Source organism: Streptomyces sp. NPDC090442 (assembly GCF_044769405.1).
In the GTDB taxonomy this organism is placed as follows: Bacteria; Actinomycetota; Actinomycetes; order Streptomycetales; family Streptomycetaceae; genus Streptomyces.
In genome coordinates this window covers 121,188-147,712 of the sequence record NZ_JBIVXW010000006.1, presented here as the reverse complement: position 1 = coordinate 147,712, position 26,525 = coordinate 121,188, and the positions used below count along the sequence as shown (strand labels likewise).

The following is a 26,525-nucleotide window of genomic DNA, read 5'->3' as shown; positions in this document are numbered from 1 at the left end:
CGGCTGATAGCGAGGCCCCTGGCATGGGGCAAACTGGGCCGGTGGCGAGCAACATTCCCGAGGAGTCGACGAGCTTCGTCGGTCGGAGAGCCGAACTTCGGCATCTGAGCAGCAAGTTGACGCAGCGTCGACTGGTCACTCTGACCGGCCCCGGCGGCGTGGGCAAGACCCGGATCGCGATGCGGGCCGCCGGCGCCGCCGCGCCCCGGTTTCCCGACGGCGTCCGCTGGGCCCAACTATGGCCATTACACGGCGACCAGTTGCTGGTCGCCACCGTCTGCGACGCGGTCGGCCTGGCCGACCACTCGGCCCGGACGCCGGTGGCACTGCTCTGCGAATGGCTCGCGGACAAACACCTGCTCCTGGTCCTGGACTCCTGCGAACACCTCGTCGCCGCCTGCCGGGACCTGGTCGGCGACCTGTTGACCGCCGCCCCCGGCGTCACCGTCCTCGTCACCAGCCGTCAGCCGCTGGACGTCCCGGGGGAGTGCGTCACCGAGATCGGCCCGCTGTCGTGCACCGGAGACAACGACGCGCTGGCCCTGTTCACCGAGCGGGCCGGCACCGCCGCCCCCGACCTCCGGCTCACCGACCCCGACAACGCCGAGGCCGCGGACCTCATCTGCCGTCGCCTGGAAGGCATCCCACTGGCCCTGGAGCTGGCCGGTGCCCAACTGGCCAACCGCCCGCTCGCCCAGGTCGCCGAGCGGCTCGGCTCCCGCCTCGACGCGCTGGACGGCACCGGGTTGTCCTGGACCCCGCGCCACCGGACCCTGCGCACCGCCATCGGTTGGAGCCACGAGCTGTGCGCCCCGCTGGAACGGCTGCTGTGGGCCCGGCTCTCGGTCTTCCGCGGCACCTTCGACGCCGGCTCCGCGGCCGCGGTCTGCGCCGACGGCCCGCTCACCGCAGACGCCGTGCGCCCCGCGCTCGCCGGACTGGCCGCCAAGTCCGTGCTCACCCGCGACGGCAGCCGCTTCCAGATGCTCGACACCCTGCGCGAGTACGGCCGGATGTGGCTGGCCGAACTCGACGAGACGGTGATCGTCGCCGACCGGCACGCCGCGCACTTCGTCGGCCTCGGCCGCAGCGCCGAGCGCGGCTGGCTCGGCCCCGACCAGGTCACCTGGTACGGCAGGGTCGCCGAGGCGTACGTCGACCTGTGCACCGCCCTGGACCACCTCCTGGCCAGCGACGCCGCCGGCGCCCAGGAACTCGGCGCGGCCATCGGCTTCTTCTGGACCTGCTGCGGCCATCTGCACGAGGCCCGCGACTACCTGGAGCGGGCACTGGCCGCCCAGGACACTCCGGGCGCGTCCCACACCCGCGCCCTGTGGGCGCTCGGCGTCGCGGTGCTCCTCCAGGGCGAGTTGCACACCGCCGAGACCCTGGGCCGGCGGTGCGCCCGCGCCGCCCGGGAGGCCGCCGACCACGACGCGATGCTCGCCGCCGGCTACCTCATCGGCCTGACCCACCTGATGGCCGGCCGCCCGCTGACCGCCCACGCCACCGCCGAGCGGGTCCTCGGGCCGTCGCCGGACGACCCCTTCGCCTCCGCCAGTCGGCTCCGCTGCCACCTGGTGCGGCTCTTCGCGCTCACCGCCCTCGGCCGGCTCGACGAGGCGCGGCGCCTGGCCACCACGCTGCGCCGCGGCTGCGTCCGGCGCGGCGAGTACTGGTCCCGCTCCTACATCGACTACCAACTCGCCCTGGTCGCCCTCTTCCAGGACCGGCCCGAGGAGTCCGCCGACCACGCCCGCGCGATGCTCACCGCCAAGCAGCGGATCGGCGACAACTTCGGGATCGCGCTCGGCCTGGACCTGCTGGCCGCCGCGGTCGCCGCCCAGGGCAAGGGCGCGGCCGCCGCCCAGGTCTACGGCGGCGGCCAGGCCATCTGGCGCACGGTGGGCCATCCGCAGCGCGGCACCCCCGAACACCGCGCGGTGCGCGAGCAGTGCGAGCGGCGGGCCCGGGCGGCGATGGGTGACGCGGCGTACGCCGCGGCCTTCGGGCGGGCCGCCGAGCAGGATCCCGAGGTGCTGCTCGCCCGCATCCTCACCGGGGAGTTGTGACCGGCGCGCCGGCCCCGGAGGGACCGTCGTCGCCGGCGAGCGCGTACAGCAACTCGTAGGCGGAGGTCACCATCCGGCAGGTGTGGCCGCGGCGGGTGGCGAGCGCGATCAGCCCGGTGGCGGACGCCGGGTGGTAGCCGGCGAACGCCTGCTGGCCGAAGGTCGCCCCGACGTGGAAGAGCAACGGGCCGCGCGGCGCCGGGTGTTGGTGCCACGTCAGGGTGTGGGTGTTGCGGTGCCGCCAGCCGCGCCGCAGCAGCGGCACCTGCACGGCGCGCAGCGCGGCGGCCAGCGGGCTGCCCCCGGGGTACAGGTGCGCCTCCACGTAGGTCAGCAGGTCGTCGGGGGTGGCGCGGACCGACCCGGCGGGGGCGAAGGCCCCCATGTCGGTGCAGCGCACCGGGGTGGTGCCGTTGGCCCGGTGGCCGACGGCGTCGGTGCCGGTCGTACCGGGTGCCAGGGTGGTGTCGGTGAGCCCGAGCGGCTTGAGTACCCGGGCGGCGAGCAGCTCCGGGTAGCCGGTGCCGGTGGTGTGGCTCAGTGCCGGACCGAGCAGTGCCAGACCGAAGTTGGAGTAGCGCCAGCGGGTTCCGGGCCGGTGCCGGGGCCGGGTCCGCGCGAAGGTCCGCAGCAGCCGCTCGGTGTCGTAGCCGGCGTAGCCGTTGTCGTACGGGCGGACCAGCGCGCCGAGCAGCAGGTCGGTGGGGATCCGGGGCAGCCCGGAGGTGTGGGTGGCCAGGTGCCGCAGGGTGATCCGGCCGGAGCGCGGATGGTTCAGCGGCAGGCGGGGGAGACGGGCGGTCAGCGGATCGTCCAGTGCGAGCTCCCCGTTCACCGCGAGCTCGGCCAGCAGCAGCACGGTGAACGTCTTGGACAGCGAACCGAGTTCGTAGCGCAGCGCGGGGCGCGGGGTGGGCGGCGCCAGCGCGCTGCCGCCGCTGAGCACGGTCCGGTGGCCCCGTCGGGTGACGGCCAGCACGACGTCCGGGGCGTCGATGCGGGCCAGCGTGTCCGCCAGCCGTTCCTCGGTCGCCGGCCCGCCGGCTGCGGACCGCATCAGTCCGCGTCGGTGGTCAGCGCGCGGGAGGTGGCCATCGCCGAGGCGAACGCGGCGACCAGGGTGGGGTGGTGGACCTGGTCGAAGACCACGTCCGGCGTGCCTTCGGGCATCGCCCGCTGGATCGGCATGGCCCCGGACTCCGCCTGGGCGGCCGCGTACCGCTGCCACAGCCGGGCGTCGAGGGCGGGACGCGGCAAGCAGGCGTCCACGACCAGGAGTTCGCCGACCAGGTCCCAGTGTTCGAGCTCCGCCCAGTCCTCCAACCAGGCCGGCAGGTACCGGTCGAGGTAGCCGGCGATGTCCGGCGGGATCCGGCCCGGCGCCTCGCCCCAGTTGGTGACGTGGAAGACGGTGTGGGTGATGTCGTAGGCGATGTGCAGTTGCACCGTCCACGGCTCGGGCAGCCGGCCCAGCCAGGTGTGCGCGAGCGCCTCGCCGAAGTCGGCGCTGGGGGCGAGACCCAGCTTGCGCTCGGCGTTGAGCACCCCGAGCCACCGGTTGGGCACCATCTCCAACGCCGTCCAGGTCCCGGTCCGGCGGGATGCGCCCAGGCCCGCCTCCAGCCCCGGGTGGCGGTGGCCGAGCTCGTAGAACGGTGCGTAGAGCTCCAGCGGCACCGGGGAGTGCGGCTCGTCGCGCTGGAGCGCGGCCAGCACGTTGCCACCGTCGAGCAACTCCCGCCAGGCGAAGTCCAACAGCGCACCGGCCCGGGTGCGCTGCCGGGACCCGGCCACGCCCTCCCGGAACAGCACCTGCATGTTGATCGCCAACTCGCCGATGGGCTTGAGCCGTTCGATCGTCGCGCTGCCCGTGGCGCGGTCCTCGGGCGTCAACCGGAAGTACTCGCGGTGCGCGTCGAGCCAGCTCAGGGCTCGGTCGCCGACCCGGTGCAGCAGTGCCGGGGTGGCTAGGGACGCAGCCGTCGGGGTCACAGCGCAGCCTCGCTTTCGCAGGGCGTCCGTCCGGCCACCGCCGCCGCGTCCCCGACCGGCACCGGGCCGACCCCGGCCTCCTCCGAGGCGATACGGGCGAGGGTGCCGGCGAACGCGGTCACCAGGGTGGAGTGGTAGCAGGCCCGGAACGCCTCGGTCGGGTCGTCCGGGCGGGGCGCCGCACCGGTCTCGGGCACGCCGCCGTCGGCGGCCTGCGCGCCGGCCAGCCGCCGCCAGGCCGCCGCGTCGTACGGGGCGGACGGCAGGCACGCGGCGACCGCCAGCAACTCGCCGACCAGGTCCCACAGTTGCTCCTCCAGCCAGTTCTCCAGCCAGGAGGGCAGCCAGAGCCGCAGGTAGCCGACGGCCTCCGGGGTCAGCCGCCGCCGGTTGCGGCCCCAGTCGGTGAGGTGGAAGACGTCGTGCGTCACGCCGTACGCCGCCTTCCGGTCCAGCGCCCAGGGCTCGGGCAGCAGCCCCAGCCCGGTCAGGGCGAACTCGGGGTCGAACGCGGCGTGTTGGGGGAGCCCGATCCGCCGCTCGGCGTTGAGCACCCCGAGGGTGCGGGTGTGGTCCTCGCGGGCCACCCGCCAGCCGCGCAGCCCGGTCGTGGTGAGCACCAGCTCCTCCACGGTCGGGTGCCGCAGCCCGGCCTGTGCGAAGGCGCCGTAGATCTCCACCGGGTAGGTGGCGTGCGGCTCCCCGCGGATCAGCTCGGCGAACAGCTCCCCCTCGCGGGCCTCCCGCCAGGCGAACGCGAACAGCCCCTGCGCCGCGGCCCGGAAGTCGGCCCGCGGGTGGCAGGAGGCGATCAGTTGGGTCAGCTCGGCCAGTTCGCCGAGGGGTTTGAGGGTGAGGTTGGGGTCGGCGTCGGTCGTCGCGTCCGGCGGGAGCCGGAAGTGGTCCCGCCACTCGGTCAGCCAGCCCAGGCTCCGCCCGACGAGGTCGTCCAGCAGCTCCGGGTCGCCCCGGCCGGCGGTCACCAGCCCCGCCCGAAGAACCGCTGCGCGGCCACCACGTGGAGCGACACCCGAGGGTCGCCGCCGCCCATCTGCCGGACGAAGGTCAGCCCCGCGTCCAGCCCCAGGGTCGGTGGCACGCCCGGGAGCCGGGCCAGCCAGCGGCCAACCCCGGCGGCCTGCAACCAGTCCCGGCGGCGCACCGCCCGGACGAACCCGCGCGCCAAGTCATCGGTGCGACGGGCCAGTTGCTCTTCCAGGTCGCTGGCCAGGCCGGGCAGCGCCAGCGCGGCGAGTTGGGAGACCCGGTGGGCGAGCTGCGGCCAGGGATCGGAGCCGGTCCATTCCGCGCCGGTCTCCGGGGGGCGCGGCCAGGGTTGCGCGCCCGTGGGGAGGTAGGCGTGGGTGGCCTCCACCAGGCCGCGGTAGCTCCACGCCGAGACCTCGGAGGCGTCCGTACCAGGGGGATAAGTCGCCAGCGTCTGCCGCACCACCGCTTCGTCGTCCGCGCCCACCGGCACCGCCCGGTGCTCCAGTGCGTAGGGCGCGAGCGCGTCGGCGCCCAGGACCCGGACCGCGGCCGGGGCGAGTGGATCGCCCTGGCGCAGGATCCGGGAGAGCGCATAGGGGTCGCCCCCACCCTGGAGGGCGAGGGCGACCCCGGTTGCGGCATCGGCGATCACAGCGCTGAGCGGGACTGCTCCCTGCGTCTGTTCAGCCAACACGAATCCCCTCAGCGAACGCCGGTCTTCGGACGAGGGGCGGGGGGCGAGATCAGCAGCAGGCCGAGCAGCAGCAGACCACCTCCGCACTCGCGGGTGTCCCGGTAGACACCGTCGGGCTCTGCAGGGCTGAGCAGTCCCTCGATCTCGGCGGTCAGGGCGGCCGTCTCGACCGGCGCTGTGCGATCCGTAACCATGCGATCAACTCCTTCGACGAATGGGATATCAGGCTTACATCCGCCACAAACCGCCGCAATCTGAACTAAAGCGACGCGTGAGTAACCGTCGGGGGCGCCGTCGGGGGCCTGTTGGGCGGATCGGCCGTCGTCACCGTCACAACTCGGCGCGCGGTCAGGGGAGTTGATCTTCCGCCGGCTCAGGGCTCGCGGACGTACGGCGTGGTCGTGCTCAACGTCGCGAAGCCCAGCCGGGACAGGATCGGACTGCTCTGTTCGGAGGCATCTACCTGGAGGTAGCGAAATCCCCGCGCGCAGGCGAGCGCGGCCCGCCGGGCGACCAGCGCCCGGTACACGCCCCGGCCCCGCCACGCGGGTAGGGTGCCGCCGCCCCACAGGCCCGCGAAGTCCGTTCCGGCCGGGAGTTCCAGGCGGGCCGCGGACACCGGTGTCTCACCCGCCAGTGCGACCACCAGTACCAGTGCGTCCGGGTCCCGTGTCAGGTGGGCGAGCAGCCGGTGCCGGAGGCGCTCGGCGGGTTTCCCGAACACCTCGGCGTGGACCCGCACCACCAGCTCCACCCCGGCCGTGCCGGTCACCGTCGCCAGCCGCACGCCCGCCGGGGGCTCGGGCTCCGCGGTGAGGTCGGAGGTCCGCGCCACCATCAGGGACTCCGGCTGCCCCGGGACGAAGCCGGCCGCGCGCAGCCGGTCGCCGAGGTCCGCGGGGCGGTCGTGGGCGTAGGTCTTCCATTCGAAGGTCAGGCCCCGGGCCGCGAAGTGCTGGCGCTGCGCCGCGATGGCGGCGTCGGCGGTGGTGCCGTCCAGGTCCGACCAGAGCACGCCGTTCCAGCCGTCGGGCCCGCCGGTCTGACGTACCACCGGCCCGTCGCGCTCCATGGAGGTGCCGGGGTCGGCGGGGGCCGCCCGCCGCAACTGCTGGTCGTAGCGCGCGCGTACCGCGTCGAGCTCCGTGTCCGTCATGTTCATCGGCACAGTATGGGTGGGCGGGGGCGGCCGACCGGTGGTTACTCCGCCGTCCTCTTGCGGGCGACCGCGGTCTGTGCCATGCCGGGGAGGAAGTCGGTGAACAGCTCGTGCACCTCTTGGACCAGTGGTCGCAGTACCCGGAAGCGCGCCAGCGACACCCCGCGGGTGGTCAGCCGGGCGCCGCGGGCGGCGAGCTGGCGGCTGCGCTCCCGGCCGGGGGAGCGGTCGAAGACCCAGTACAGGACGAGCCCCATCTGGGACAGCCACATCAACTCGGGCAGCACGTCGGCGAGTTCGTCCGGCACCTTTGCCTTCGAGCCGGACAGCACCTCGCGGTGCACGTCGATGGCCGCCTCGCGGGCGTGCTCGGACTCGGCCGAGAAGGGACTGAGGGGGCTGTCCGGGTCCGCGGCGTTCTTGAAGAACTGCGCGGCGAACTCGTGGTACGGACCGGCGATGTCCAGCCATGCGCGCAGCACCCCGGTCAGCCGCGCCTCCAGGTCGGTCTCCCGGTCCAGCACGTCGCGGACCGCCGCCTGGTGCTCGGCGGCGATCCGGTCGTAGAAGCCCTGGATCAGGTGCTCCTTGCCGGCGAAGTAGTAGTAGGCGTTCCCGACGGAGACGCCGGCCTCCTTGGCGATGGCCCGCATCGTGGTCTTGTCGTAACCCCGTTCCCGGAAGAGCCGCATGGCGGTCTCCAGGATCAGGGCGCGGGTCTGCTCGCTCTTCGCCGGTTGGGGCTGGTTCTGCTCTGGCACGCTCAGAGCCTAATCGCGCACCGCGCAGCCGCCGCGGCAGCCCTCCGGGGCGCCCCAGGGATCCTCGGACGGGTGTGCCGGGCCGGGGCGGTGCGCCGCGCGGTACTTCGCCGCCACGAGCACCGCGCCGCGGGCGAACGGCAACCCGGCGGGCCCGCTGAGCCGGTGGGCCAGCGGCCGGTACCCGGCCAGCGCCCACAGGCACACGACCCAGGCGGCCGCGCCCAGGTACATCTGCCCGCCGTCCCCGACCACGGTGATCTCCTCCAGTGAGGCGGTGTGGTCGAGCCCGGGCAGCAGCCGCCGGGCCTCCGGTGAGCCGGCCGGCACCAGGTCCAGCGGCACCAACTGGCGCTGCCGGCCGAGCCAGCCGCGGACGAAGGAGCACAGCGGGCACTGCGCGTCGTAGAGCACGGTGAGCCGGCGGACCGGGGCGACCGCGGCGCCCCGGTCCACGGCGACGGCGGTCGCCGTCATCCCTGCACCGGTCCGGCGGGCGCCGGGTAGGTGTAGGCGTTCGGCAGCACCGGCGGGTTCGGCTCCCGGTCCAACATCCCGCGCCGGCGGAACTTGTTGAGCGCGAAGACGTTGCCGAGGTGCATCAGCCCGAGCACCAGCAGCACCACGCCCAGCTTCTGCGACAGCGCCTCGAAGACCTGCCGGGACGAGGCGAGGGTGGCGTCGTCCTGGAGGTACAGCGCGACGAAGCCGAGGTTCACGAGGTAGAAGCCGACCACGAGGAGGTGGTTGACGGCGTCCGCCAACTTCTCGTTCCCGTGCAGCACATCGGCGAGGAAGAGCCGTCCGTTCCGGCTGAGGGTGCGGGCGACCCAGATGGTCAGGCCGATGCTGACGACCAGGTAGATGACGTACGCGACGACGGTGAGGTCCACGCCCCGACTCCTTCTTGAACGTGTTCAAAAGTTGTGTCGTCGGCGACTGTAGACCTGTTTTTGAACACGTTCAACCGAGGGGGTGGGGGTGCGGAACGGTCACGGAACGTCGGGGGAGGGGGTGTCGGCCGGCGCGCGTTGGTCATCTAGAGTGCGGGCGTGCCCTCGTACAGCATTGGTCAGGCAGCGCGGCTGCTGGGTGTCAGCTCGGAGACCGTCCGGCGGTGGGCCGACGGCGGGCAGTTGCGGATGGACCGGGACGGCGCCGGCAACCGCGCGATCGACGGGGTGAGTCTGGCCGCGTTCGCCAAGGAGCGGGCCGCTGGGGCGCATCCGGTGCCCGGCGAGGTCCGCACCTCGGTACGGAACGCCTTCGCCGGGATCGTCACCGCGGTCACCCTCGACGACGTGATCGCGCAGGTCGAGATCCAGTCGGGGCCGCACCGGGTGGTGTCGGTGGTCAGCCGGGAGGCCGTCGAGGAGTTGGGCATCGAGGTCGGCATGGAGGCCACCGCGCGGGTCAAGTCCACCCATGTGCACGTGGACCGGCCGGACGGGCGCGGCTGAGCGGCCCGCCGCGCGGGTGGCCGACCGGCCGCGTCAGCGGCACAACAGGGCCGCGTGCAGGTCGAGTTTGTGGTCGAGCCGGGACAGGTCGCGGCCGGTGAGGGTCTCGATCCGCTGGATGCGGTAGTGCACGGTGTTGACGTGCAGGTGCAGGATCTCCGCGGTCCGCGCCCAGGAGCCGTGTTGGGCGAGGAAGACCTCCAGCGTCTCCAGCAGCATCCGGTGCGAGGTGCTGCCGGCGCGCGCCAGCGGGCCGAGCACCCGGCTGCTGAACGCCGCGCGGACCTCCGTGGGCACCCCGGAGAGCAGCGCGCCCAGCGTCGTCAGATCGTCGACGGAGGTGACGCCGGCGCCCGTCGGATCCGCCGAGCGGGCCGCGGCCAGGGCGTAACTGGCCTGCCCCAGTGCCGCGTTGAGGTCACCGGCGGTGGCCGCCGGGCCGCTCACGCCGGCGTGCAGCGGGGTCTCCGGCCGGCAGTCGTGCAGTGCCGGCCACGCCTCGCGCAGGGCCCGGACGGCCTCGTCGGGCGCGCCGGCGACCACCGCGGCCGCCCGGCCGTCCGGCAAGCGGCCGGCGACGAAAGGCGCTTCGGGGTGGTGTCGCAGCGCCTCGGCCAACGCCCGGACCGCCGGCTCCGGTTCGGCGTCGTCCAGCGCGGCCACCACGACCCGGAACGGGCCGTCGGCGGGCAACCCGCAGTCGTGCAGCGCCGCGTCGAACGCCCCGGCCCCCTCGGCGGTCAGCGCCAGCAGCGCGTCCGCGGCCCGGCGCGCGGCCGCCTGCCGGGCGGTGGCGTGGTGCCGGTGCTGGGCGAGGACCTCGGCTATCTCGTGCAGCACCCGCGGCGGGGCGTCGTCCGCGCCGCGCAGCCGCAGGAACCAGCCGTCGTACGGGCCGGTGTCCCCCTCGACGCGCAGGGTGGTGCCGGCGCCGGCGGTGAGCTCCCGCCGGGCCTGGCGTGGCGTCAAGTCGGGTGCGTCGGGGGTACCGGCGACCGTCCGGCCGGTGGCGGTCAGTAGCCAGCAGGCCGGGCCGCCCAGGTGCGCGAACGCCCGGTCCAGCAGGGCGTCCGGCGCGGCGCCGCCGGCGAGCAGCCCGGCGAGCTCGGTGCGCACGTTCTCCGGCAGCGCGTAGTGGCCGGCCGGGCGGCGGCTGAGATCGCCCCAGCGGCGCAGGTACACCGCCTCGGTGATGTCCCGGAACGTGATGTGCGCGGGCACCGCGAGCAGCGCGACGCGATGGGCGCGGCAGGATTCGACCAGCACGTCCGGTACCGCCCCGTGGGTCTCCTCGCCGGCCAGCAGCGCGGCCGCCCCGGCCGCGGCCAGCGCCGCCACGAACCGGTCCGCCTTCTCCCGGCCGTCCTCGGGCGCCCACCACACCAGCCCGCTCAACACCAGCTCTCCCGGTTGGAGGAACCGCGCCGGCGCCTCCAGGTCGGTCGCGGTGACCCCGCTGACCTCTTGGACGAGCAGCGGCTCCTCTCCCCAGAGGAGGGTCAGGTCGAGCGCATCGAGCTGGAGGAGGTCGTGGACGTGCATGCGGTGGCTCCTTGGACGGCTGCCGGGCACCCAACCCGGCATCTCACATTCACGAGGCAAATGCGGATTCTGGCATCGTAAATGCCAGGCGGTCTCGCCGATATCCCCCTTGGTTGATCATCCAGCTCCGGGCCGGGGCGTTGGTGCGTTTTCCGTGCTGCGGACCAGTCGTGCACCGGGCCGCCGCCTTGCTTCACTCGGCGGCATGGACCTGAACACCGTGCTGGAGGTGCGGGACGCCCGGCTGCACGCCCCGTGGCGACCCGGCGACGCCTGGCTGGGCGGCGGCACCTACCTCTTCTCCGAACCCCAGCCGCACCTCCGCCGCCTGGTGGACCTCGGCCGGATGGGCTGGGAGCCGGTCGGCCAACTCCCGGACGGCTCCCTGGAGATCGCCGCCACCTGCACCATCGCCCAGCTCTCCCGCTTCGCGGCCACTCTCCCGGCCCCGGCCGCGCCGCTCTTCGAGCAGTGCTGCCGCGCCTTCCTCGCCTCGTTCAAGATCTGGAACATGGCGACCGTCGGCGGCAACCTCTGCAACGGCCTGCCGGCCGGACCGATGATCTCGCTGACCGCGGCCCTGGACGGAAGCTGTCTGCTCCAGGCCCAGGACGGCTCCCGGCGCCGCGTCAGGGTCGCCGACTTCATCACCGGCGCCGGCCGCAAGGACCTCGCCGAGGGCGAACTCCTCCGCTCGGTCACCCTGCCCGCCCGCTCCCTGACCTGCCGGACCGCCTTCCGGCAGGTCTCCCTCTACGGACTCGGCCGCTCCGCCGCCCTGGTCATCGGCGCGCTCGACCCCCTGGACGGCTCCCTTGCCGTCACCGTCACCGCCGCCACCGTCCGCCCCTTCCGCCTCTGGTTCCCCTTCCCGCCCACCGCCGCCGCGCTGCGCGCCACCCTCGACGACGCCGTCACCGACGCCGAGTGGTTCGACGACCTCCACGGGCTGCCCGCCTGGCGCCGCCACATGGCGCTGCGGCTCGCCGAGGAGGTCCGCGCCGAACTCGCCCCCCGTCCGCCGTCCCCCACGGAGGCCGCCCGATGAGCCACGTCGTCCACGTCAACGGCCGGGAGTTCGACGTCGCGCCCCGGCCCGGCCAGTGCCTGCGCACCTATCTGCGGGACCGCGGCTGGTTCGGGGTGAAGAAGGGCTGCGACGCCGGGGACTGCGGCGCCTGCACCGTCCACGTCGACGGGGAGCCGGTGCACAGCTGCCTCTACCCGGCCGTCCGCGCCGCCGGGCGCCGGGTCACCACCGTCGAGGGCCTGGCCGAGCCGGACGGCGAACTCCACCCGGTGCAACGGAAGTTCCTCGCCGCCCAGGGCTTCCAGTGCGGCTTCTGCACCGCCGGCTTCCTGATGACCACCGCCAGGCTGAGTGGGGACCAACTCGACGACCTGCCCCGGGCGTTGAAGGGCAACCTCTGCCGCTGCACCGGCTACCGCGCCATCGAGGACGCGATCCGCGGCGTCACGCACGTCGAGGAGCCCCGGCCCGGGGAGTCGGTCGGCGCCAACCTCGGCGCCCCCGCGGGCCCGCAGGTGGTCACCGGCACCGCCCGCTACACCTTCGACATCGAGGTCCCGGGACTGCTGCACATGAAGCTGCTGCGCTCCCCGCACCCGCACGCCCGGATCGTCGCCGTCGACACCGCCGACGCGCTGCGGGTCCCCGGCGTCCGCCTCGTCCTGACCCACCGCGACGCCCCCGAGCGGCTGTTCTCCTCCGCCCGCCACGAGCACCCCACCGAGGACCCCGACGACACCCGCGTCCTGGACGACGTGGTCCGCTTCGTCGGCCAACGGGTGGCCGCCGTGGTCGCCGACACCGAGGCCGCCGCCGAGGAGGGCTGCCGCAGGATCGCGGTGGAGTACGAGGTGCTGCCGCACGTCCTCGACCCGGAGGAGGCGATGCGGCCCGGCGCCCCGGTGGTGCACCCCAAGGACCCCGAAACCTCCCGGATCGCCCGCCCGCAGGAGAACGTCGTCGGCGAGGTGCACGGCGAGATCGGCAGCGTGGAACGGGGTTTCGCCGAGGCCGACGTGGTCTACGAGGAGACCTTCCGCACCCAACGGGTGCAGCACGCGAGCCTGGAGACGCACGGCGCCCTCGCCTCCTTCGAGGAGCGCGAGGACGGCGCCGGCGAGCGCATCGTGGTCCGCTCCAGCACCCAGGTGCCCTTCCTGACCCGGCGCGCCCTGTGCGCCCTCTACGACCTACCGGAGGACGAGGTCCGGGTGGTCGCCGGCCGGGTGGGCGGCGGCTTCGGCGGCAAGCAGGAGATGCTGACCGAGGACATCGTGGTGCTCGCCGCGAGGCGGCTGCACCGGCCGGTGAAGCTGGAGTTCACCCGCGCCGAGCAGTTCTTCGGCGCCACCACCCGGCACCCGTTCACCATCGGGATCAGGGCCGGCGCCAAACGGGACGGCACCCTGACGGCCCTGCAACTCCGGGTGGTCGCCAACACCGGCGCCTACGGCAACCACGGCCCGGCGGTGATGTTCCACAGCGTCGGCGAGTCGATGGCCGTCTACCGCGCCCCGCACAAGAAGGTCAACGCCTTCTCCGTCTACACCCATTGCGTCCCGGCCGGCGCCTTCCGCGGCTACGGGCTGGGTCAGGTCACGTTCGCCGTGGAGTCCGCCCTGGACGAGCTGGCCCGCCGCCTGGGCATCGATCCGCTGGTCTTCCGGGAGCGCAACATCATCGGCCCGGGGGAGCACATGATCACCCCCGGCGGCGAGGAGGAGGACCTCCAGATCGCCAGCTACGGACTGGACCAGTGCCTGAAGGTCGTCCGAGACGCGATGGCCGAGGACCGCGGCGCCGCGGACGCCCCCGAGGGCTGGCTGGTCGGCCAGGGTGCCGCCATGGCGATGATCGCCACCGGCCCGCCCGGCGGCCACTACGCCGACGCCACGGTGACCCTGCTGGACGACGGCGGTTACGACATCGCCGTCGGCACCGCCGAGTTCGGCAACGGCACCACCACCGTGCACAAACAGATCACCGCCGGCGCGCTCGGTACCACCGTCGACCGGATCACCATCCGGCAGTCCGACACCGACGTCGTCCGGCACGACACCGGCGCCTTCGGCTCGGCCGGCACCGTGGTGGTGATGCGGGCGGCCAACGGGCTGGCCGAGAAGATCCTCACCTTCGCCGCCGAGCACGCCCGCACCCCGCGGAGCCAGTGCCGGCTGCTCGCCGACGCGGTGGAGTGCGCCGGCCGGCCGGTCCCGCTCAAGGAACTGCACGCGGCCGCCCGGGCGCAGGGCGAGGAGCTGACCGCGGCCGGGCACTGGGGCGGCTCGCCGCGCTCGGTGGCCTTCAACGCCCAGTGGTTCAAGATCGCGGTCGATCCCGACAGCGGCGAGATCCGGATCCTGCGCAGCGTGCACTCGGCCGACGCCGGCCGGGTCATGAACCCGATGCAGTGCCGCGGCCAGGTCGAGGGCGGGGTGGCCCAGGCGCTCGGCGCCACCCTCTTCGAACAGGTCCTGGTCGACGGCGACGGCCGGGTCCTCACCCCCGCCTTCCGCCGCTACCGGCTGCCCGCCTACGCCGACGTCCCGCGCACCGAGGTGCACTTCACCCAGACCTCGGACGCCATCGGGCCGTTGGGGGCCAAGTCGATGAGCGAGAGCCCGTTCAACCCGGTGGCGCCGGCCTTCGGCAACGCGCTGCGCGACGCCACCGGGGTGCGCTTCACGGAGGTGCCGTTCCTCCGCGACAAGGTGTGGCTGGCCCTGGCGGAGCACCGTGCCGCGGGCGGCCCGGCGGGCTGGTCGGCCCGGGCGCACCCGTCGCGGGAGGGCTCGGTGTGACCGCCGGCCGCCGCGCCGATCCCGCGGCGGCCGGCACGGGACCGGCCGGTCCGGCGCGCATCGAGGGCGTTCCCGGATCTGCCGCCCCATCCGACCATTTGCCTCACTTGTGCAAGGAGAACGTGCGTAGTGGGATGGCATATGTGATTGAGGCCACTGCCGCCGGGGCATCAGAGGGAGGCAGCCGCCGCCCGGATCCTCTCCAGGGGGACACCATGAGCCGTCTCAGCCCGCCCCGCGCCACCGCCGCCCGCGGCGTGCCGGACGCCGTGCTGCCCGCCGCCCGGCCCTTCCTGATCAGCGGTCAGCTCCAGCACCCGCTCGCGCTGACCGTCGCCGATCTGCGGGAGCGCTGGCCGCAGCGGCACGCCCCGGTGGTCTTCGACTGCGCCACCAACGGCCCGCAGCACCACACCTTCGACGGCCCGCTGCTGCGCGAGGTGCTGGCCGCGGCCGGCCCGGCCTTCGACGCCCGGCGGCGCAAGGACCGCTCCCGCTTCCTGCTGACCGTCACCGGCGGCGACGGCCACCACACGGTGCTGTCCTGGGCGGAGATCGACGCCGACTTCGGCGACGCCCCGATCCTGCTGGCCACCGCCATGGACGGCCGCCCGCTGGACGGCGACGGCAGCCAACTCGTGGTGCCCTCCGACCGCTGCGGTGCCCGCTACATCAGCGCCATCACCGACATCTGGGTGGGCGCCTGCCCGGTGCCGGGGGAGCGGTAGCCGGGGCCGGCGGTCCGGTCAGCCCTCGACGGCCAGCGCGACCTCGGTGGACTTGACCAGCGCGGTCACCTCGGAGCCGGCGGCCAGGCCCAGTTCGGCGGCCGCGTCCTTGGTGATCGCCGCGGTCAGTTCGCCGCCGGCCACGGCCACCCTGACCCCGGCCATCGCGCCGCCGGTGGCCACCGCGACGACGGTGCCGGGGATCCGGTTGCGGATGCTGAGCCCGTCGACGGTGCCGGTGGCGAGCGCGACCTCGGTGGACTTCATCAGCACGCGCACCGCCGAACCCTCCTTGATCCCGAGGTCGTTGACGGCCTCCACGGTGATCGCGGCGGTGATCTCCTGGCCGCCGGCGAGCCGCACCGCGACGGTCGACATCACCTCCCCCGACGCGATGCCGAGAACCGTGCCGGGGAGCTGATTGCGGATGCTCAGGGTCATGGGAACCACTTCCTCGGGGCTGGGGGAGAGAAGGGCGGGGATATCCGCGGGGGTGAATGCGACGGGGCTCGCCGCTGCCGGAAACCGCCGCGGAACGGGGCGGGGAAATGTCGGGAATCGCCCCGTCGGTCCCTCGCACTGTAATCGCGTTCGGGCGGGAATTCCTCGGCGGATTCGGCCCACCGGGTGCGACGTTCCGGCCCTGCTCCGGATGTCTTCGCCCGGGATTCCGGCACCCGGAAAAAGCGCTCGTCCCTTCCTCCAATAGCCCTTGCATCTGCTATAGAGGAATGCCTCAAGGATTGTAAATGCGAGGCATTAGCTCATATCGTGTCGCACATGCAGTCCTACACAATCGGCCAGGCGGCGCGCCTGCTGGGCGTCAGCCCGGACACCGCGCGCCGCTGGGCGGACGCCGGCAGGGTCGCGACCCACCGCGACGACAGCGGCCGCCGCCTCATCGACGGCCGGGATCTGGCCGCCTTCTCGATCGAGGTGGGTCAGTCCGCAGGAGGCGAGGAGGACGATGCCTACACCTCCGTCCGCAACGCCTTCCCGGGCATCGTCACCGCCGTCAAGGTCGGCGACGTCGCCGCCCAGGTCGAGATCCAGGCCGGCCCGCACCGTCTGGTCTCCCTGCTCACCCGCGAGGCCGTGGAGGAACTCGGCCTGGAAGTCGGCATGCAGGCGGTGGCACGGGTGAAATCCACCAGCGTGCACATCGACCGCACCTGACCCCGCGACCGCACCATCAGGCGGCCGGTCCGTGCGTCCCCGACGGGGCGGCCGCCCACCCAGCGGCGTCGCCCTTCCCCGGGCTCTCGAAGGTCCCGAGCAGGGGAGGCCCCACTCGGCGCGGCTGATGTCCCCGTCCGCCCGGGCGACCGCCTCGCCCGCGTCACAAGGAGTCCCGCACCATGTCCCCCTTCGTCACCGGGCGCCGCGCCGCCTCCGCGCTCGTCACCGCAGCCCTCCTCGTCCCGCTCGCCGCCTGCTCCGGCGGCGGCAGCGGCGACAGCGCCAAGAAGGACGGCGGCACCACCACCAAGCTCACCGTGCTCGCCGCCGCCTCGCTCACCGACGTCTTCAAGAAGGCCGGCGCCGCCTACGAGAAGGAGCACCCCGACACCAAGGTCGCCTTCTCCTTCGCCGGTTCGCAGGAGCTCGCCGCCCAGGTCAAGCAGGGCGCCCCCGCCGACGCCCTGGTCACCGCCGACACCAAGACCATGGACGGGCTGAAGGCCGACACCGGGACGCCCACCGTCATCGCCAAGAACCGCCTGGTCATCGCCACCGGCAAGGGCAACCCCAAGAACGTCGGTGCGCTGAAGGACCTCGCGAACAGCAAGCTGAAGGTGGTGCTGGCCGCCCCCGAGGTGCCCGTCGGCCGCTACAGCAAGAAGGTCCTGGACGCCCAGCAGCTGACCGTCAAGCCGGTCTCCCAGGAGCCCAACGTCCGGGCCGTGCTCAGCAAGGTGGAACTGGGCGAGGCGGACGCCGGCATCGTCTACAAGACGGACGCCGCCACCGCGCCCGGCAAGGTCGACGCCATCGACATCCCCGACGCGCAGAACGCCGTCGCCTCCTACCCGGCGGCCACGCTGAAGTCCTCCCAGCACTCCGCGGCGGCCGCCGCGTTCGTCAAGTGGCTGAGCACCCCCGAGGCGCAGAAGCTGCTGCAGGCGGCGGGCTTCCAGAAGCCGTGACCGCGCGGGGGCGGGGCCGTCCGACTCGGGGGAGCGGCCCGCCCCGCCGCCCGCCGGACCCCTGGCCCCGCCGCCCGACCCGATCCCAGGACTCCCGATGAGCCGCCTTCGCACCCCCGACCCGGTGCGCGCCGCCCGGCGCCGCGCGCCCGGTGCCCGCACCCCCGTGGCACTGGCCGTTCCCGCGCTGCTGGCAGTCGCCTTCCTGCTGCTGCCGCTCGTCGGCGTGCTGAGCCGCACCAGTTGGGGCGAGCTCGGCACCCATCTGACCAGCCCCGCGGTGCTCCAGGCGCTGCGGCTCTCGCTGCTGGTGTCGTGCTGGGCGCTGGGCCTGTCGCTGCTCCTCGGGGTGCCGCTGGCCTGGCTGTTGGCCCGGGTCGACTTCCCCGGCAAGGTACTGGTGCGCTCCCTGGTGCTGCTGCCGATGGTGCTGCCGCCGACCGTCGGCGGTGTCGCCCTGCTGCTCGGCTTCGGCCGCCGCGGGCTCCTCGGCCCCTGGTTGGAGAACACCTTCGGCATCGTGCTGCCGTTCCACACCTCGGGCGCGGTGGTCGCGGCCACCTTCGTCGCGATGCCCTTCCTGGTCATCAGCCTGGAGGGCACCCTCGCCGGGCTCCGCCCCAGCTACGAGGAGACCGCCGCCTCCCTCGGCGCCTCACCGGTACGGGTCTTCTGCACCGTCACCCTGCCCATGGTCGCCCCCGGGCTGGCCGCCGGCGCCGCGCTCACCTGGGCCCGCGCGCTCGGCGAGTTCGGCGCGACCATCACCTTCGCCGGCAACCTCCCCGGCACCACCCAGACCCTGCCGCTCCAGGTCTATCTGCTGCTCCAGGACTCCCCGGAGGCCGCCACCTCGGTCTCCCTGCTGCTGCTCGTCATCGCCATGGCCGTCCTGGTCTGCCTGCGCGGGCGCTGGATGGGCGGGCCCAACGAGCGCTCCCGGCGCGGCGGTCGGGGCGGCGGGGGGCGTGTGCGACGTTCCGCGGGTGGGGGCGTTGAGGGTGTCGGGGGTGCTGTCGGGGGCGCGGCAACCGGGGGCGCCGGCGGCCGGACGGAGGGGGACGGTGGGCCGGCCGGCGCTGCCCCCGTCGCCCGCGCCCCGGAGCCCCCCGCGCCGGAACCGTCCGCGCACGCACGCTGGCCGCTGGACGCCGAGGTCACTGGCTTCACCACCCTCACCCTCCGGGCCGACCCCGGCACCACCGTCGCCGTCGTCGGGCCCAACGGTGCCGGCAAGACCACCCTGTTGCGCGCGCTGCTCGGGCTCACCCCGCGGGCCCGGGCCGCCCTGCGCCTGGGGGAGACCGACGCCACCGCACTGCCCCCGCACCGCCGGGGCGTCGCCTGGGTCCCCCAGGACGGAGCCCTCTTCCCGCATCTGACGGCACTGGCCAACACCGCCTACGGGCTGCGCGCCCAGGGCGTCCCGCGCGCCGAGGCCCGGCGCACCGCGCAGCAGTGGCTCGACCGGCTCGGCGTCGGCGCGCTCGCCCATCGCCGGCCCGCCCAGCTCTCCGGCGGCCAGGCCCAACGCGTCGCGCTGGCCCGGGCGTTGGCGGCCCGGCCGCGGCTGCTGCTGCTCGACGAGCCGCTGGCCGCGCTCGACCAGACCACCCGGGCGCACGTCCGGCACACCCTGCGCGGCCATCTCGCGGGCTTCGGCGGGGTCTGCCTGATCGTCACGCACGACCCCGTCGAGGCGGTCTCGCTCGCCGACCGCGTGCTCGTCCTCGACGGCGGTCGCGCCCTCCAGGACGCCCCGCCCGCCGAGGTCACCCGCCATCCGCGCTCACCCTGGGTGGCCCGGATGCTCGGCCGCAACGCCTGGCCCGGCACCGCGGCCGACGGCGGGCTGGCGCTCACCGGCGGGGGCCGGCTCGTCGTCGCCGATCCGCTGCCCGACGGGACCCGGGCGCTCGCGGTGATCGCCCCCGAGGCGGTCTCGGTCCACCTCGACCGGCCCGCGGGCAGCCCGCGCAACGTCTGGCCCGGCACCGTACGGGAGATCACCGCCGCCGGCAGCCGACTGCGGGTCCTGGTCACCTCGCCCGAGGCGCCCGACCTCGTCGCCGAGATCACCCCCGCCGCGGCCCTGGAACTCGGGCTCGCCGACGGCGCCGCCGTCTGGACCAGCGTCAAGGCCACCGAGGTGACGCTGGTGGCGATCTGACGCGATGTGCGACGTCAGGGGCGTGTGCGGCGGCGGGGCCGGCCGGCCACCCGGCGGCGCGCCGTCGGCGCGGGCACCTCGTCAGCGCGGCCCGGCCAGCACGGGAACCGCCGGCGCGGTGCCCGCGCCGGCATGCTGCCGCGGTCAGTGCGGTGCCGCCGCCGGCTCCAGTACGAAGACCGGTATCTCGCGGTCCGTCTTCGCCTGGTACTCCGCGTAGGTGGGGAACGCCTCGACCGCGCGGGCCCACCAGCGCGCCTTCTCCTCGCCGGTGACCTCGCGGGCCGTCATGTCCCGCCGGACCGTGCCGTCCTGGAGCTCGACCCGGGGGTCGGCGAGGACGTTGAAGTACCAGACCGGGTTCTTGGGCGCGCCGCCGAGGGAGGCCACCGCGGCGTACGCCCCCTCGTGCTCCACCCGCATCAGCGGGCTCTTGCGAAGCTTGCCGGACTTGGCGCCGCGGGTGGTCAGCAGGATCACCGGCAGGCCGAGCATCGTCGTGCCCGCGGTGCCGCCGGAGCCCTCGTACAGCTCGACCTGTTCGCGGACCCATGCTGTCGGGCTCGGCTCGTACTCTCCTTGCAGGGGCATTGCGTCCGCCTTCCGTCGTCCGTCGAGATCTCCTCGTGTCGGGGTCAACGGCGGGGCCGCCGCGATCATTCCGGCTCCGCGGCCCGATTTTCCGTCCCGGCTCTCCACCCCGCCGACCAGCGCGGTCGGCCGGACCGCGCCCCCGTTGGGGAGCGCGGCCCGGCACTCGGAGGATCAGGAGACCAGCTCCACCGCCCGGCTGCGGTTGCGGCGGTGTTGCTCCGCCCAGTTCTCCAGCGCGGACTGGCAGGCGTGGTCGACGTGGCGCAGTCCGCTCAGGTCGAGTTCCACGTCCCGGTCGGCGGGCAGCGACTCCAACTGGTCGAGCAGTTTGGGCAGTCGCAGGAAGGTCGCACTGCCCACGGCCCGGACCCGGATCGGTCCGGGGGCGCTTGGGACCTGCACCTCCAGATGTGCCTGCGAGGTCTCCCAGGCGGTCTTCGCCACGGCGAGCAGCAGGCCGATCAGCACGCCCTCGAACATGTTCACCGTCACGATGGCGAGCGCGGTGACGCAGAGCACCACGGCCTCACCGCGGTGCGCCCGCCACAGCGGCCGCAGCTCCCGCAGCGGGATCAACTTCCAACCCGCGTGCACCAGCACGCCGGCCAGCGCCGCGACCGGCACCACGCCCAGCGCGGCCGGGAACGCCGCGGCGAACAGCAGCAGCCACACCCCGTGCAACACCCGCGACGCCTTGGTGCGCGCCCCCGCCTGCACGTTGGCGGCGCTGCGCACGATCACCGCGGTCATCGGCAGCGCGCCGAGGACCCCGCACAGCGTGTTGCCGGCGCCCTGGGCCATCAGCTCCTTGTCGTAGTCGGTCCGGGCCCCGTCGTGCAGCCGGTCCACCGCCGCGGCGCTGAACAGCGACTCCGCGGAGGCGATCAGGGTGAACGCCAACACCGTGCCCAGCACGCCGAGTTCGGTCAGCCGGCCGATGTCGGCCAGGCCCGGCGGCTGGATGGCGTCCAGCAGCCCGCTGACCTGGACCCGGGCGACCGGCAGGTCCAGCGCCCAGACCGAGGTGGTGGCCAGCGCGACCGCCGCCAGCGGTGCCGGCAGGACCCGCGCCGCGCGCCGCCACCGGGGCCACAGCACCAGCACGGCTATGGTGCCGGCCCCGACGGCCAGCGCGCAGAGGGCGGCGGGGGAGCCGGCGGTGTCCCACACCAGCCGCGGCAGCGACCCGATGTTGGCCAGTCCGCTGCCCGGCGCGTTGGCGTCGGTCAGGGCGTAGAGCTGCCCGGCGATCAGCACCAGCCCGATGCCGGCCAGCATGCCCTGCACCACGGCCACCGAGATCGCCCGGAACCAGCGCCCCCATTTGAGGGCGCCCATGGCCAGTTGGAGGAGTCCGGCGGTCAGCACCAGGGCGCCCAGCGCGCCCAGGCCGTACTCCTTGACCGCCTCGAAGACCAGCACGGTCAGCCCGGCGGCCGGGCCGCTGACCTGGAGGCTGGAGCCGGGCAGCAGCCCGGTGACCAGTCCGCCGACGATGCCGGTGACCAGCCCCAGTTCGGCCGGCACGCCGGAGGCCACCGCCACCCCGACGCACAGCGGGACGGCGACCAGGAACACCACGAGCGAGGCGGTGAAGTCCGCCCGGAGGAAGGGGAATCGCTTCATCACGTACGGCCCGCCTTCACAAGGGGAGGAACGCGTCGGCGGCCGGCCGGTGCACGGACACCGAACCGGTGTGCACCTCGTAGAACCAGCCGTGCAGTCGCACGTCACCGGTGTCCAGCCGCTCCCTCACGCACGGGTAGCCGCGCAGTCGGTCGACCTGCTGGCGTACGTGGCGCTGGACGGCGGTGGTGGCGGCCGGGCCGTCGTCGGCCGGTAGTGCGTCGGGGAGTTGCTGGGTCAGCCAGTCGCGGACCGCGGGGGCGCCGGTCAGGTCCTCGCCGCGGGCCCGGGCGCCGACCGCGCCGCAGTGCGAGTGGCCGCAGACGACGATGTCGGCGACCCGCAGCACCCGCATCGCGTACTCGATGGTGGCGGCCTCCGCACTGGCCGGCATGTCCTGTCGGTAGGTGGGCACGGCGTTGCCGGCCGTGCGGAGTTCGAAGAGTTCGCCGGGCCGGGACCCGGTGATCAGGGACGGGATGACCCGGGAGTCGGAGCAGGTGATGAACAGGGCGAGGGGGGATTGGCCGGCCGCGAGCCGGCCGTAGGTCTCCTGTTCTTCGCGGTGTGCGGCAATACGGGCCGTCAGGCCCCGGGCGTGCTGGATGAAGGTCTCCACGAGGAGGTCTCCTGCTGAGGGTGAAGCCACCGTGGGGATGGCGTGGATGTGGCACGGAGGGTGGCGGGGCGCGGCGCGGGGCCGGCCGCCACGGGTCCGCTCAGCAGCGGAAGATGCAGTGCAGCAGGGGAAGTTGGGCCGGTCTCGCGGCTCTGGGGGCATCGGCGGCGGTGGTGGGCCGCGCCGGGGTCGCCTCGTCACCGGCCGCGCCGCTCAGGCACGGCGGCAGTGGCCGGCGCGTGGCCGGAACCCCCTCCGCGGCCGGGGGCATCCGCCGGGGGCGGCTGCGCTCCGTCTCGCGCTTGGAGTGCTTCTCCTCCTCGGAGTTGGAGCTGGCGGCCGAGGCGGTGTTCGATCCGGGCGTCGCGCTGGCCGGCGGCGCGGAGCGGACCGCGTACGCCGGTGCCGCCGCGCCCAGCAGGAACGTCAGGACGACGACGAGCGCGGTCAGCGGCAGTCGGCACGGGGCGGGTATCCGGGGGCGTATGCCCGGCTTCCCGGTGTCCTTCCGCATCGTCGTCCTCCGCTTCGCCCCAAGTCGTCGGGGCCGTCCGGTCGTTCGGCAGGGGGCGGGCCGCCGCGCGGCGGTGGCGCGGTCGGCCGTGGGTGCGCACGGTCCTGGTCGTCGGGACGCGGTTCCGGTCGCGTGCGCAGAGCGCCGATCGCGTCCTCGGGGAACCGCGCTCTCATAGTGCACCATCCAGGTTTCCGGCATGAAAACGAGAAATGACGCCAGGTTGCGGCATGTTGCCGCCTTTTTCAGGACTGGCCAACCGTCTCAGGGGCACCGGGCGCCGCCGTCGTCCCGCGCGGCCAGTACGGCCACCGGGACCACCGCGAGCGCCAACGCCCCACAGGCCAGGGCCAGTACGGGGAAGCCGCCGGCGGCCAGTACCGGTCCGGAGGCGACCCCGCCGGTCGCGCCGGCCAGCGCGATCCCGACGTCGACCAGCCCCTGGGTCGCCGCGCGGCGGGCCGGCGGCAGCGCGGCGGTGACCAGGGCGGTGCCGCTGACCAACCCGAAGTTCCAGCCGACGCCCAGCAGTACCAGCGCCACGGCGAGCGCGGGCACCGAGTGCGGCGGGGCGAGGGTGGCGAGCAGTCCGGCGCCGAGCAGCGTCACCCCGGACGCCGCGGCCACCCGGTGCGGCCCGAGCCGGTCGACCAACGCCCCGGTGAGCGGCGAGGGCAGGAACATCGCCCCGACGTGCAGGGCGATCACCAGACCGGCCGCCTGGGTGCCGTGGCCGTGCGCCCGCAGGTGCACCGGCGTCATGGTCATCAGCGCGATCATCACCAGTTGGGTGAGGACCATGACGGCGGCGCCGGCCGCCAGGGCGCGGCGCCGCACCCGCCCGGGGTCGTCCGGCGCCGGCGCGTCGGCCCCGCTCCGCTCCGGTTCCCCCGCCGCGGGCGGCGGTTCGGGCCGCCATCGGACGGCCAGGACGGCGGCGGCCGCCCCGAAGGCCGCGGCGGCCAGCAGGAAGGGGCCGGCGAGCCGGGGCACGCCCCAGGTCACGGCCAAGTCCCCGGTCACCGTTACCAGGTTGGGGCCGGCCACCGCGCCGAGCGTGGTGGCGACGAGCACGGTGCTCACCGCGCGCCCGCGCCGCTCCGGCGGGACCAGCTCGGCGCCCGCGTAACGGGCCATCAGGTTCGTCGCGGTGCCCGCCCCGTAGACCAGCAGCGAGGGGAACAGCAGCAGGGCGCTGTGCAGCGCCGCGGCGGCCACCACCCCCAGACTGCCGAGCGCGCCGGCCCCGTACCCGAGCGCGAGTCCGAGGCGGCGGCCCCGGAGTTGGGAGAGCCGGCCGATGGCGGCGGCGCCCAGCGCGGCGCCGCCGGTGAACAGGGCGCTGGGCACCCCGGCCAGCCCGGTCGAGCCGAGCAGGTCCTCGGCGAGCAGCGCGCCGACCGTGATCCCGGCCGCCAGGCCGGCCCCGCTGAGCACCTGCGCGCACACCAGGACGGTCAGCGGCCGCCGCGGCGCGGCGACGCTCATGCGGCCCGCGGCTCCAGCGCCGCGATCTCCGCCAGGGACCACCCCAGTTGCCGGTGCAGGAAGCGGACGATGGTCCAGTGCGGCAGGGCGCCCTCGTCGAACGGGCCGAACTCCCGGCAGTACAGGGGGATCCAGCGCAGCGCCTCGTCGATCGCCCGCTCGCGCCCCGGCTGCTGTTGGTACTCCTCGTAGCCGATGCTGCGGTGCTCGATGAAGTACCGGCCGGGCAGCCGCTCCTCGCACAGCGCGCGGTACTCCCGGGTCTGGAGGATGAGGTAGTGCCAGATCTCGTCGATGTCCTGCTCGACGGGGAGGAACAGTCCGCCGAGCCGGTCGTGGTGGCGCGAGACGAGGTAGAGGTAGCGCAGGCACTCGGTGAGCTGGCGCGCCACGTACTCCTCGGGCTCCTCGGTCAGGGCCGTGAAGTGGGCCAGGACCTCGTCGTGCAGCGGCCCGCCGAGGAGGCCCCGCAGGTCCTCGGCGGAGACCGGCGGGGACGGGGCCGGTGCGGTGGGCGCGGTGGTCCGGTGGGTCATGCCTCTCCTCTGGCGAGCCAGGAGTACTTCCCGGACCGGCCGATGGGGATGTGCGGGCGGTGGTCGAGTCGGCAGTGCCGGCCGGTGAGTTCGCCGACGGCGCGCTCCAACGCGGTGGACTCCGACGCCTTCAGGGGCGCGCCGTTGAAGGTGGTGTACGCGAGGCGTGCCTCGGCGGCGCCCTCCAGGCGCAGTTGGTGGACGAAGATCTGCGCGGTCGCCTCGGCGACGCAGCGGTCCAGGTCGCCTTGGGCCACCGGGCCGTGCCGGGTGGGCAGCAACTCCTTCTCCCGGCCGCAGAATTGGGCGATCCGCTGCGGGTCGGGGGTGCCGTCCGTGGTCCGTACGCAGTCGCCGGAGCGGTACCGGATCAGCGGCATGTACGGGTTGCGGACGCTGGAGACGATGAGGTGGTACAGGGTGCTGCCGGGCGCGACGGGGTGCAGTTCGACGCTCATCTTGTCCAGGTGCGGGCGGTAGTTGCCGCGCCGGTCGCTGGAGTAGAGGTAGCCGAGCTCGGTGCTGCCGAAGAGGTCGATGATCGGGCAGGCGAAGTGCTGGTGCAGGAACCGCCGCACGTTCACCGGGGTGTACTCGTAGGCGTGGATGATGCTGGCGGGCGGCGGGAAGTCGTCCCACAGCCCCCACTCGCCGACCTTCCGCACCAGATGGGCGAGGTGGTAGCCGGAGCAGTCGAGGTGGTACCAGCCCTGGGGGTGGGCCTCTTGGGCCGCGCGGATCTCGTCGAGCATGCGGACGGTGTCGTCGCGGCTCCACAGCGCCGGGTCGAGCCGCAGGTTCAGATAGCGGGTGCGGTCGTCCAGCCGGCGGTCCTCGGGGCCGGGCACGGCGTCGGGGACGGCGCCGCGCCGGGCGGCGTTGACCCGTGCGACGTGCTCGGTCGCCAGGACGGTGGTCAACGAGACCCGGTGGCACCCCGCTTCCCAGGTGGCGGCGAGGTCGGGGTGCTCGCTCCACAACTGGTAGTAGGAGTGCAGCAGGAAGTACGGGGGCCGGATCAGCTGCATGCGGGCGTGGTTGGTGCCCGTGGAGAGCACGAACTCGGCCTCGCCGGACTCCAGCGCGGCGGCCAGCCGGGGAGTCATCCAGTTGTCCGGGAAGCCGCGGGCGATCTGCGGTTTGTCGAGCACCGGGAAATGGCCCTTCGCCAGTGCCTCGCGGTAGATCGGGATGTCGCGGATCTGCTCGATGACCTCGGCGGTCGGCTGGCCTTCCATGGGATACCTCGGGTGTCTACGGGCGGGGGTGCGCCCCGTTGCGTGGGTGGTGCGGTGCCCGCGGCGGGCCGGCGGCGGGGGAGTTGACCGTCGGCGGCCCGCCGGGGCCGTCAGCCGGGCGTCAGGAGATACAGCCGCTCTTGGGCGTGGCGCTGATGCAGCCGGCCTTGGGAGCGGCGCTGATGCAGCCGTGCTTCGCCGTCCGCGGGTCCTGCCCGGCGGAGTTGGCGGCCACCCAGCTCTGCCAGACGTCGTCCTGGGCCATCTTCTTGATGAGCTGCTCCATGGGACCTCCAAAGGTGTGGGAAGGGGAAGCGCGGCACCTCGCGGTCCGTGATGACCTGCGCCGATACCGACGCTTCGA

The 26,525-nt window shown here is 74.2% G+C and carries 27 protein-coding genes; 8 read left to right on the top strand and 19 right to left on the bottom strand.

What is annotated here, in order from left to right; translation table 11 throughout:
• Positions 1 to 41 precede the first annotated feature (41 nt).
• Complete coding sequence (locus tag ACIQU6_RS07240; RefSeq protein WP_403480628.1) at positions 42 to 2,072, top strand: ATP-binding protein; 2,031 nt, start codon at positions 42 to 44, stop codon at positions 2,070 to 2,072.
• Here the strand turns inward: ACIQU6_RS07240 and ACIQU6_RS07235 are convergent.
• The 9 genes from ACIQU6_RS07235 to ACIQU6_RS07195 all read right to left on the bottom strand — a co-directional run bounded on the left by ACIQU6_RS07235 (position 2,056) and on the right by ACIQU6_RS07195 (position 8,561).
• Positions 2,056 to 3,129: a serine hydrolase domain-containing protein gene (locus ACIQU6_RS07235; protein WP_403480627.1), complete on the bottom strand. Its 1,074-nt coding sequence runs from the start codon at positions 3,127 to 3,129 to the stop codon at positions 2,056 to 2,058. The genes ACIQU6_RS07240 and ACIQU6_RS07235 overlap by 17 nt on opposite strands.
• Positions 3,129 to 4,064 (bottom strand): DUF6895 family protein, encoded by a 936-nt coding sequence (locus ACIQU6_RS07230; protein WP_403480626.1) that lies wholly within the window; start codon positions 4,062 to 4,064, stop codon positions 3,129 to 3,131. Before ACIQU6_RS07230 ends, ACIQU6_RS07235 begins: the two co-directional genes overlap by 1 nt.
• Positions 4,061 to 5,047 (bottom strand): DUF6895 family protein, encoded by a 987-nt coding sequence (locus ACIQU6_RS07225; RefSeq protein ID WP_403480625.1) that lies wholly within the window; start codon positions 5,045 to 5,047, stop codon positions 4,061 to 4,063. Before ACIQU6_RS07225 ends, ACIQU6_RS07230 begins: the two co-directional genes overlap by 4 nt.
• Positions 5,044 to 5,745, bottom strand: a complete 702-nt coding sequence (locus ACIQU6_RS07220; RefSeq protein WP_403480624.1) for a hypothetical protein — start codon at positions 5,743 to 5,745, stop codon at positions 5,044 to 5,046. Before ACIQU6_RS07220 ends, ACIQU6_RS07225 begins: the two co-directional genes overlap by 4 nt.
• An 11-nt stretch (positions 5,746 to 5,756) precedes the next feature.
• Positions 5,757 to 5,942: a hypothetical protein gene (locus tag ACIQU6_RS07215; RefSeq protein ID WP_403480623.1), complete on the bottom strand. Its 186-nt coding sequence runs from the start codon at positions 5,940 to 5,942 to the stop codon at positions 5,757 to 5,759.
• 179 nt (positions 5,943 to 6,121) lie between these two features.
• Positions 6,122 to 6,910: a GNAT family N-acetyltransferase gene (locus ACIQU6_RS07210; RefSeq protein WP_403480622.1), complete on the bottom strand. Its 789-nt coding sequence runs from the start codon at positions 6,908 to 6,910 to the stop codon at positions 6,122 to 6,124.
• A 38-nt stretch (positions 6,911 to 6,948) separates the two neighbouring features.
• Positions 6,949 to 7,599, bottom strand: a complete 651-nt coding sequence (locus ACIQU6_RS07205; protein WP_403480665.1) for a TetR family transcriptional regulator — start codon at positions 7,597 to 7,599, stop codon at positions 6,949 to 6,951.
• A gap of 78 nt (positions 7,600 to 7,677) precedes the next feature.
• Complete coding sequence (locus ACIQU6_RS07200) at positions 7,678 to 8,145, bottom strand: thiol-disulfide oxidoreductase DCC family protein (RefSeq protein ID WP_403480621.1); 468 nt, start codon at positions 8,143 to 8,145, stop codon at positions 7,678 to 7,680.
• A complete protein-coding gene (locus tag ACIQU6_RS07195; protein ID WP_403480620.1) occupies positions 8,142 to 8,561 on the bottom strand; it encodes a hypothetical protein in 420 nt (139 codons plus the stop codon). The genes ACIQU6_RS07200 and ACIQU6_RS07195 overlap by 4 nt, the downstream gene beginning before the upstream one ends.
• 159 nt (positions 8,562 to 8,720) lie before the next feature.
• Between ACIQU6_RS07195 and ACIQU6_RS07190 the strand changes: the two genes are divergently transcribed.
• Positions 8,721 to 9,128: a molybdopterin-binding protein gene (locus ACIQU6_RS07190; RefSeq protein ID WP_274917459.1), complete on the top strand. Its 408-nt coding sequence runs from the start codon at positions 8,721 to 8,723 to the stop codon at positions 9,126 to 9,128.
• Between the two features lie 33 nt (positions 9,129 to 9,161).
• Here the strand turns inward: ACIQU6_RS07190 and ACIQU6_RS07185 are convergent, their stop codons facing one another.
• Positions 9,162 to 10,670: a helix-turn-helix domain-containing protein gene (locus ACIQU6_RS07185; RefSeq protein ID WP_403480619.1), complete on the bottom strand. Its 1,509-nt coding sequence runs from the start codon at positions 10,668 to 10,670 to the stop codon at positions 9,162 to 9,164.
• Positions 10,671 to 10,875: 205 nt separating this feature from the next.
• Between ACIQU6_RS07185 and ACIQU6_RS07180 the strand changes: the two genes are divergently transcribed.
• From ACIQU6_RS07180 to ACIQU6_RS07170, 3 genes are all read left to right on the top strand, one after another.
• Positions 10,876 to 11,718, top strand: coding sequence for an FAD binding domain-containing protein (locus tag ACIQU6_RS07180; protein WP_403480618.1), 843 nt, complete (start codon positions 10,876 to 10,878; stop codon positions 11,716 to 11,718).
• Entirely contained in the window at positions 11,715 to 14,501 is a 2,787-nt protein-coding gene (locus ACIQU6_RS07175; protein WP_403480617.1) for a molybdopterin-dependent oxidoreductase, read from the top strand. Before ACIQU6_RS07180 ends, ACIQU6_RS07175 begins: the two co-directional genes overlap by 4 nt.
• A gap of 215 nt (positions 14,502 to 14,716) precedes the next feature.
• Positions 14,717 to 15,229: a molybdopterin-dependent oxidoreductase gene (locus ACIQU6_RS07170; protein ID WP_403480616.1), complete on the top strand. Its 513-nt coding sequence runs from the start codon at positions 14,717 to 14,719 to the stop codon at positions 15,227 to 15,229.
• An 18-nt stretch (positions 15,230 to 15,247) separates the two neighbouring features.
• Here ACIQU6_RS07170 and ACIQU6_RS07165 read toward each other — a convergent pair whose 3' ends face one another.
• Positions 15,248 to 15,670, bottom strand: a complete 423-nt coding sequence (locus ACIQU6_RS07165; RefSeq protein WP_403480615.1) for a molybdopterin-binding protein — start codon at positions 15,668 to 15,670, stop codon at positions 15,248 to 15,250.
• 339 nt (positions 15,671 to 16,009) lie between these two features.
• Between ACIQU6_RS07165 and ACIQU6_RS07160 the strand changes: the two genes are divergently transcribed.
• From ACIQU6_RS07160 to ACIQU6_RS07150, 3 genes are all read left to right on the top strand, one after another.
• Positions 16,010 to 16,405 carry a molybdopterin-binding protein gene (locus ACIQU6_RS07160; protein ID WP_274917466.1) on the top strand — a complete coding sequence of 132 codons (396 nt, stop codon included), beginning with the start codon at positions 16,010 to 16,012 and terminating at the stop codon, positions 16,403 to 16,405.
• Between the two features lie 182 nt (positions 16,406 to 16,587).
• A complete protein-coding gene (modA, locus tag ACIQU6_RS07155; protein WP_403480614.1) occupies positions 16,588 to 17,376 on the top strand; it encodes a molybdate ABC transporter substrate-binding protein in 789 nt (262 codons plus the stop codon).
• Positions 17,377 to 17,473: 97 nt separating this feature from the next.
• Positions 17,474 to 19,546 carry an ABC transporter permease gene (locus ACIQU6_RS07150; protein ID WP_403480613.1) on the top strand — a complete coding sequence of 691 codons (2,073 nt, stop codon included), beginning with the start codon at positions 17,474 to 17,476 and terminating at the stop codon, positions 19,544 to 19,546.
• Positions 19,547 to 19,690: 144 nt separating this feature from the next.
• Here ACIQU6_RS07150 and ACIQU6_RS07145 read toward each other — a convergent pair whose 3' ends face one another.
• The 8 genes from ACIQU6_RS07145 to ACIQU6_RS07110 form a co-directional block, all read right to left on the bottom strand.
• Positions 19,691 to 20,137 carry a nitroreductase family deazaflavin-dependent oxidoreductase gene (locus ACIQU6_RS07145; RefSeq protein WP_403480612.1) on the bottom strand — a complete coding sequence of 149 codons (447 nt, stop codon included), beginning with the start codon at positions 20,135 to 20,137 and terminating at the stop codon, positions 19,691 to 19,693.
• A gap of 174 nt (positions 20,138 to 20,311) precedes the next feature.
• The gene (locus tag ACIQU6_RS07140; protein WP_403480611.1) at positions 20,312 to 21,766 is read right to left on the bottom strand and encodes a SulP family inorganic anion transporter; all 1,455 of its coding nucleotides are present in this window, start codon (positions 21,764 to 21,766) and stop codon (positions 20,312 to 20,314) included.
• A 16-nt stretch (positions 21,767 to 21,782) separates the two neighbouring features.
• On the bottom strand, positions 21,783 to 22,385 hold the full coding sequence (locus tag ACIQU6_RS07135) for a carbonic anhydrase (protein ID WP_403480610.1): 603 nt from the start codon (positions 22,383 to 22,385) through the stop codon (positions 21,783 to 21,785).
• 100 nt (positions 22,386 to 22,485) lie between these two features.
• Complete coding sequence (locus ACIQU6_RS07130) at positions 22,486 to 22,899, bottom strand: hypothetical protein (RefSeq protein WP_403480609.1); 414 nt, start codon at positions 22,897 to 22,899, stop codon at positions 22,486 to 22,488.
• A gap of 264 nt (positions 22,900 to 23,163) precedes the next feature.
• On the bottom strand, positions 23,164 to 24,387 hold the full coding sequence (locus tag ACIQU6_RS07125; protein WP_403480608.1) for an MFS transporter: 1,224 nt from the start codon (positions 24,385 to 24,387) through the stop codon (positions 23,164 to 23,166).
• A complete protein-coding gene (locus tag ACIQU6_RS07120; protein WP_403480607.1) occupies positions 24,384 to 24,923 on the bottom strand; it encodes a hypothetical protein in 540 nt (179 codons plus the stop codon). Before ACIQU6_RS07120 ends, ACIQU6_RS07125 begins: the two co-directional genes overlap by 4 nt.
• Positions 24,920 to 26,161 carry a hypothetical protein gene (locus ACIQU6_RS07115; RefSeq protein ID WP_403480606.1) on the bottom strand — a complete coding sequence of 414 codons (1,242 nt, stop codon included), beginning with the start codon at positions 26,159 to 26,161 and terminating at the stop codon, positions 24,920 to 24,922. The genes ACIQU6_RS07120 and ACIQU6_RS07115 overlap by 4 nt, the downstream gene beginning before the upstream one ends.
• A 121-nt stretch (positions 26,162 to 26,282) precedes the next feature.
• Positions 26,283 to 26,447: a hypothetical protein gene (locus ACIQU6_RS07110; RefSeq protein WP_403480605.1), complete on the bottom strand. Its 165-nt coding sequence runs from the start codon at positions 26,445 to 26,447 to the stop codon at positions 26,283 to 26,285.
• Positions 26,448 to 26,525: the final 78 nt, after the last annotated feature.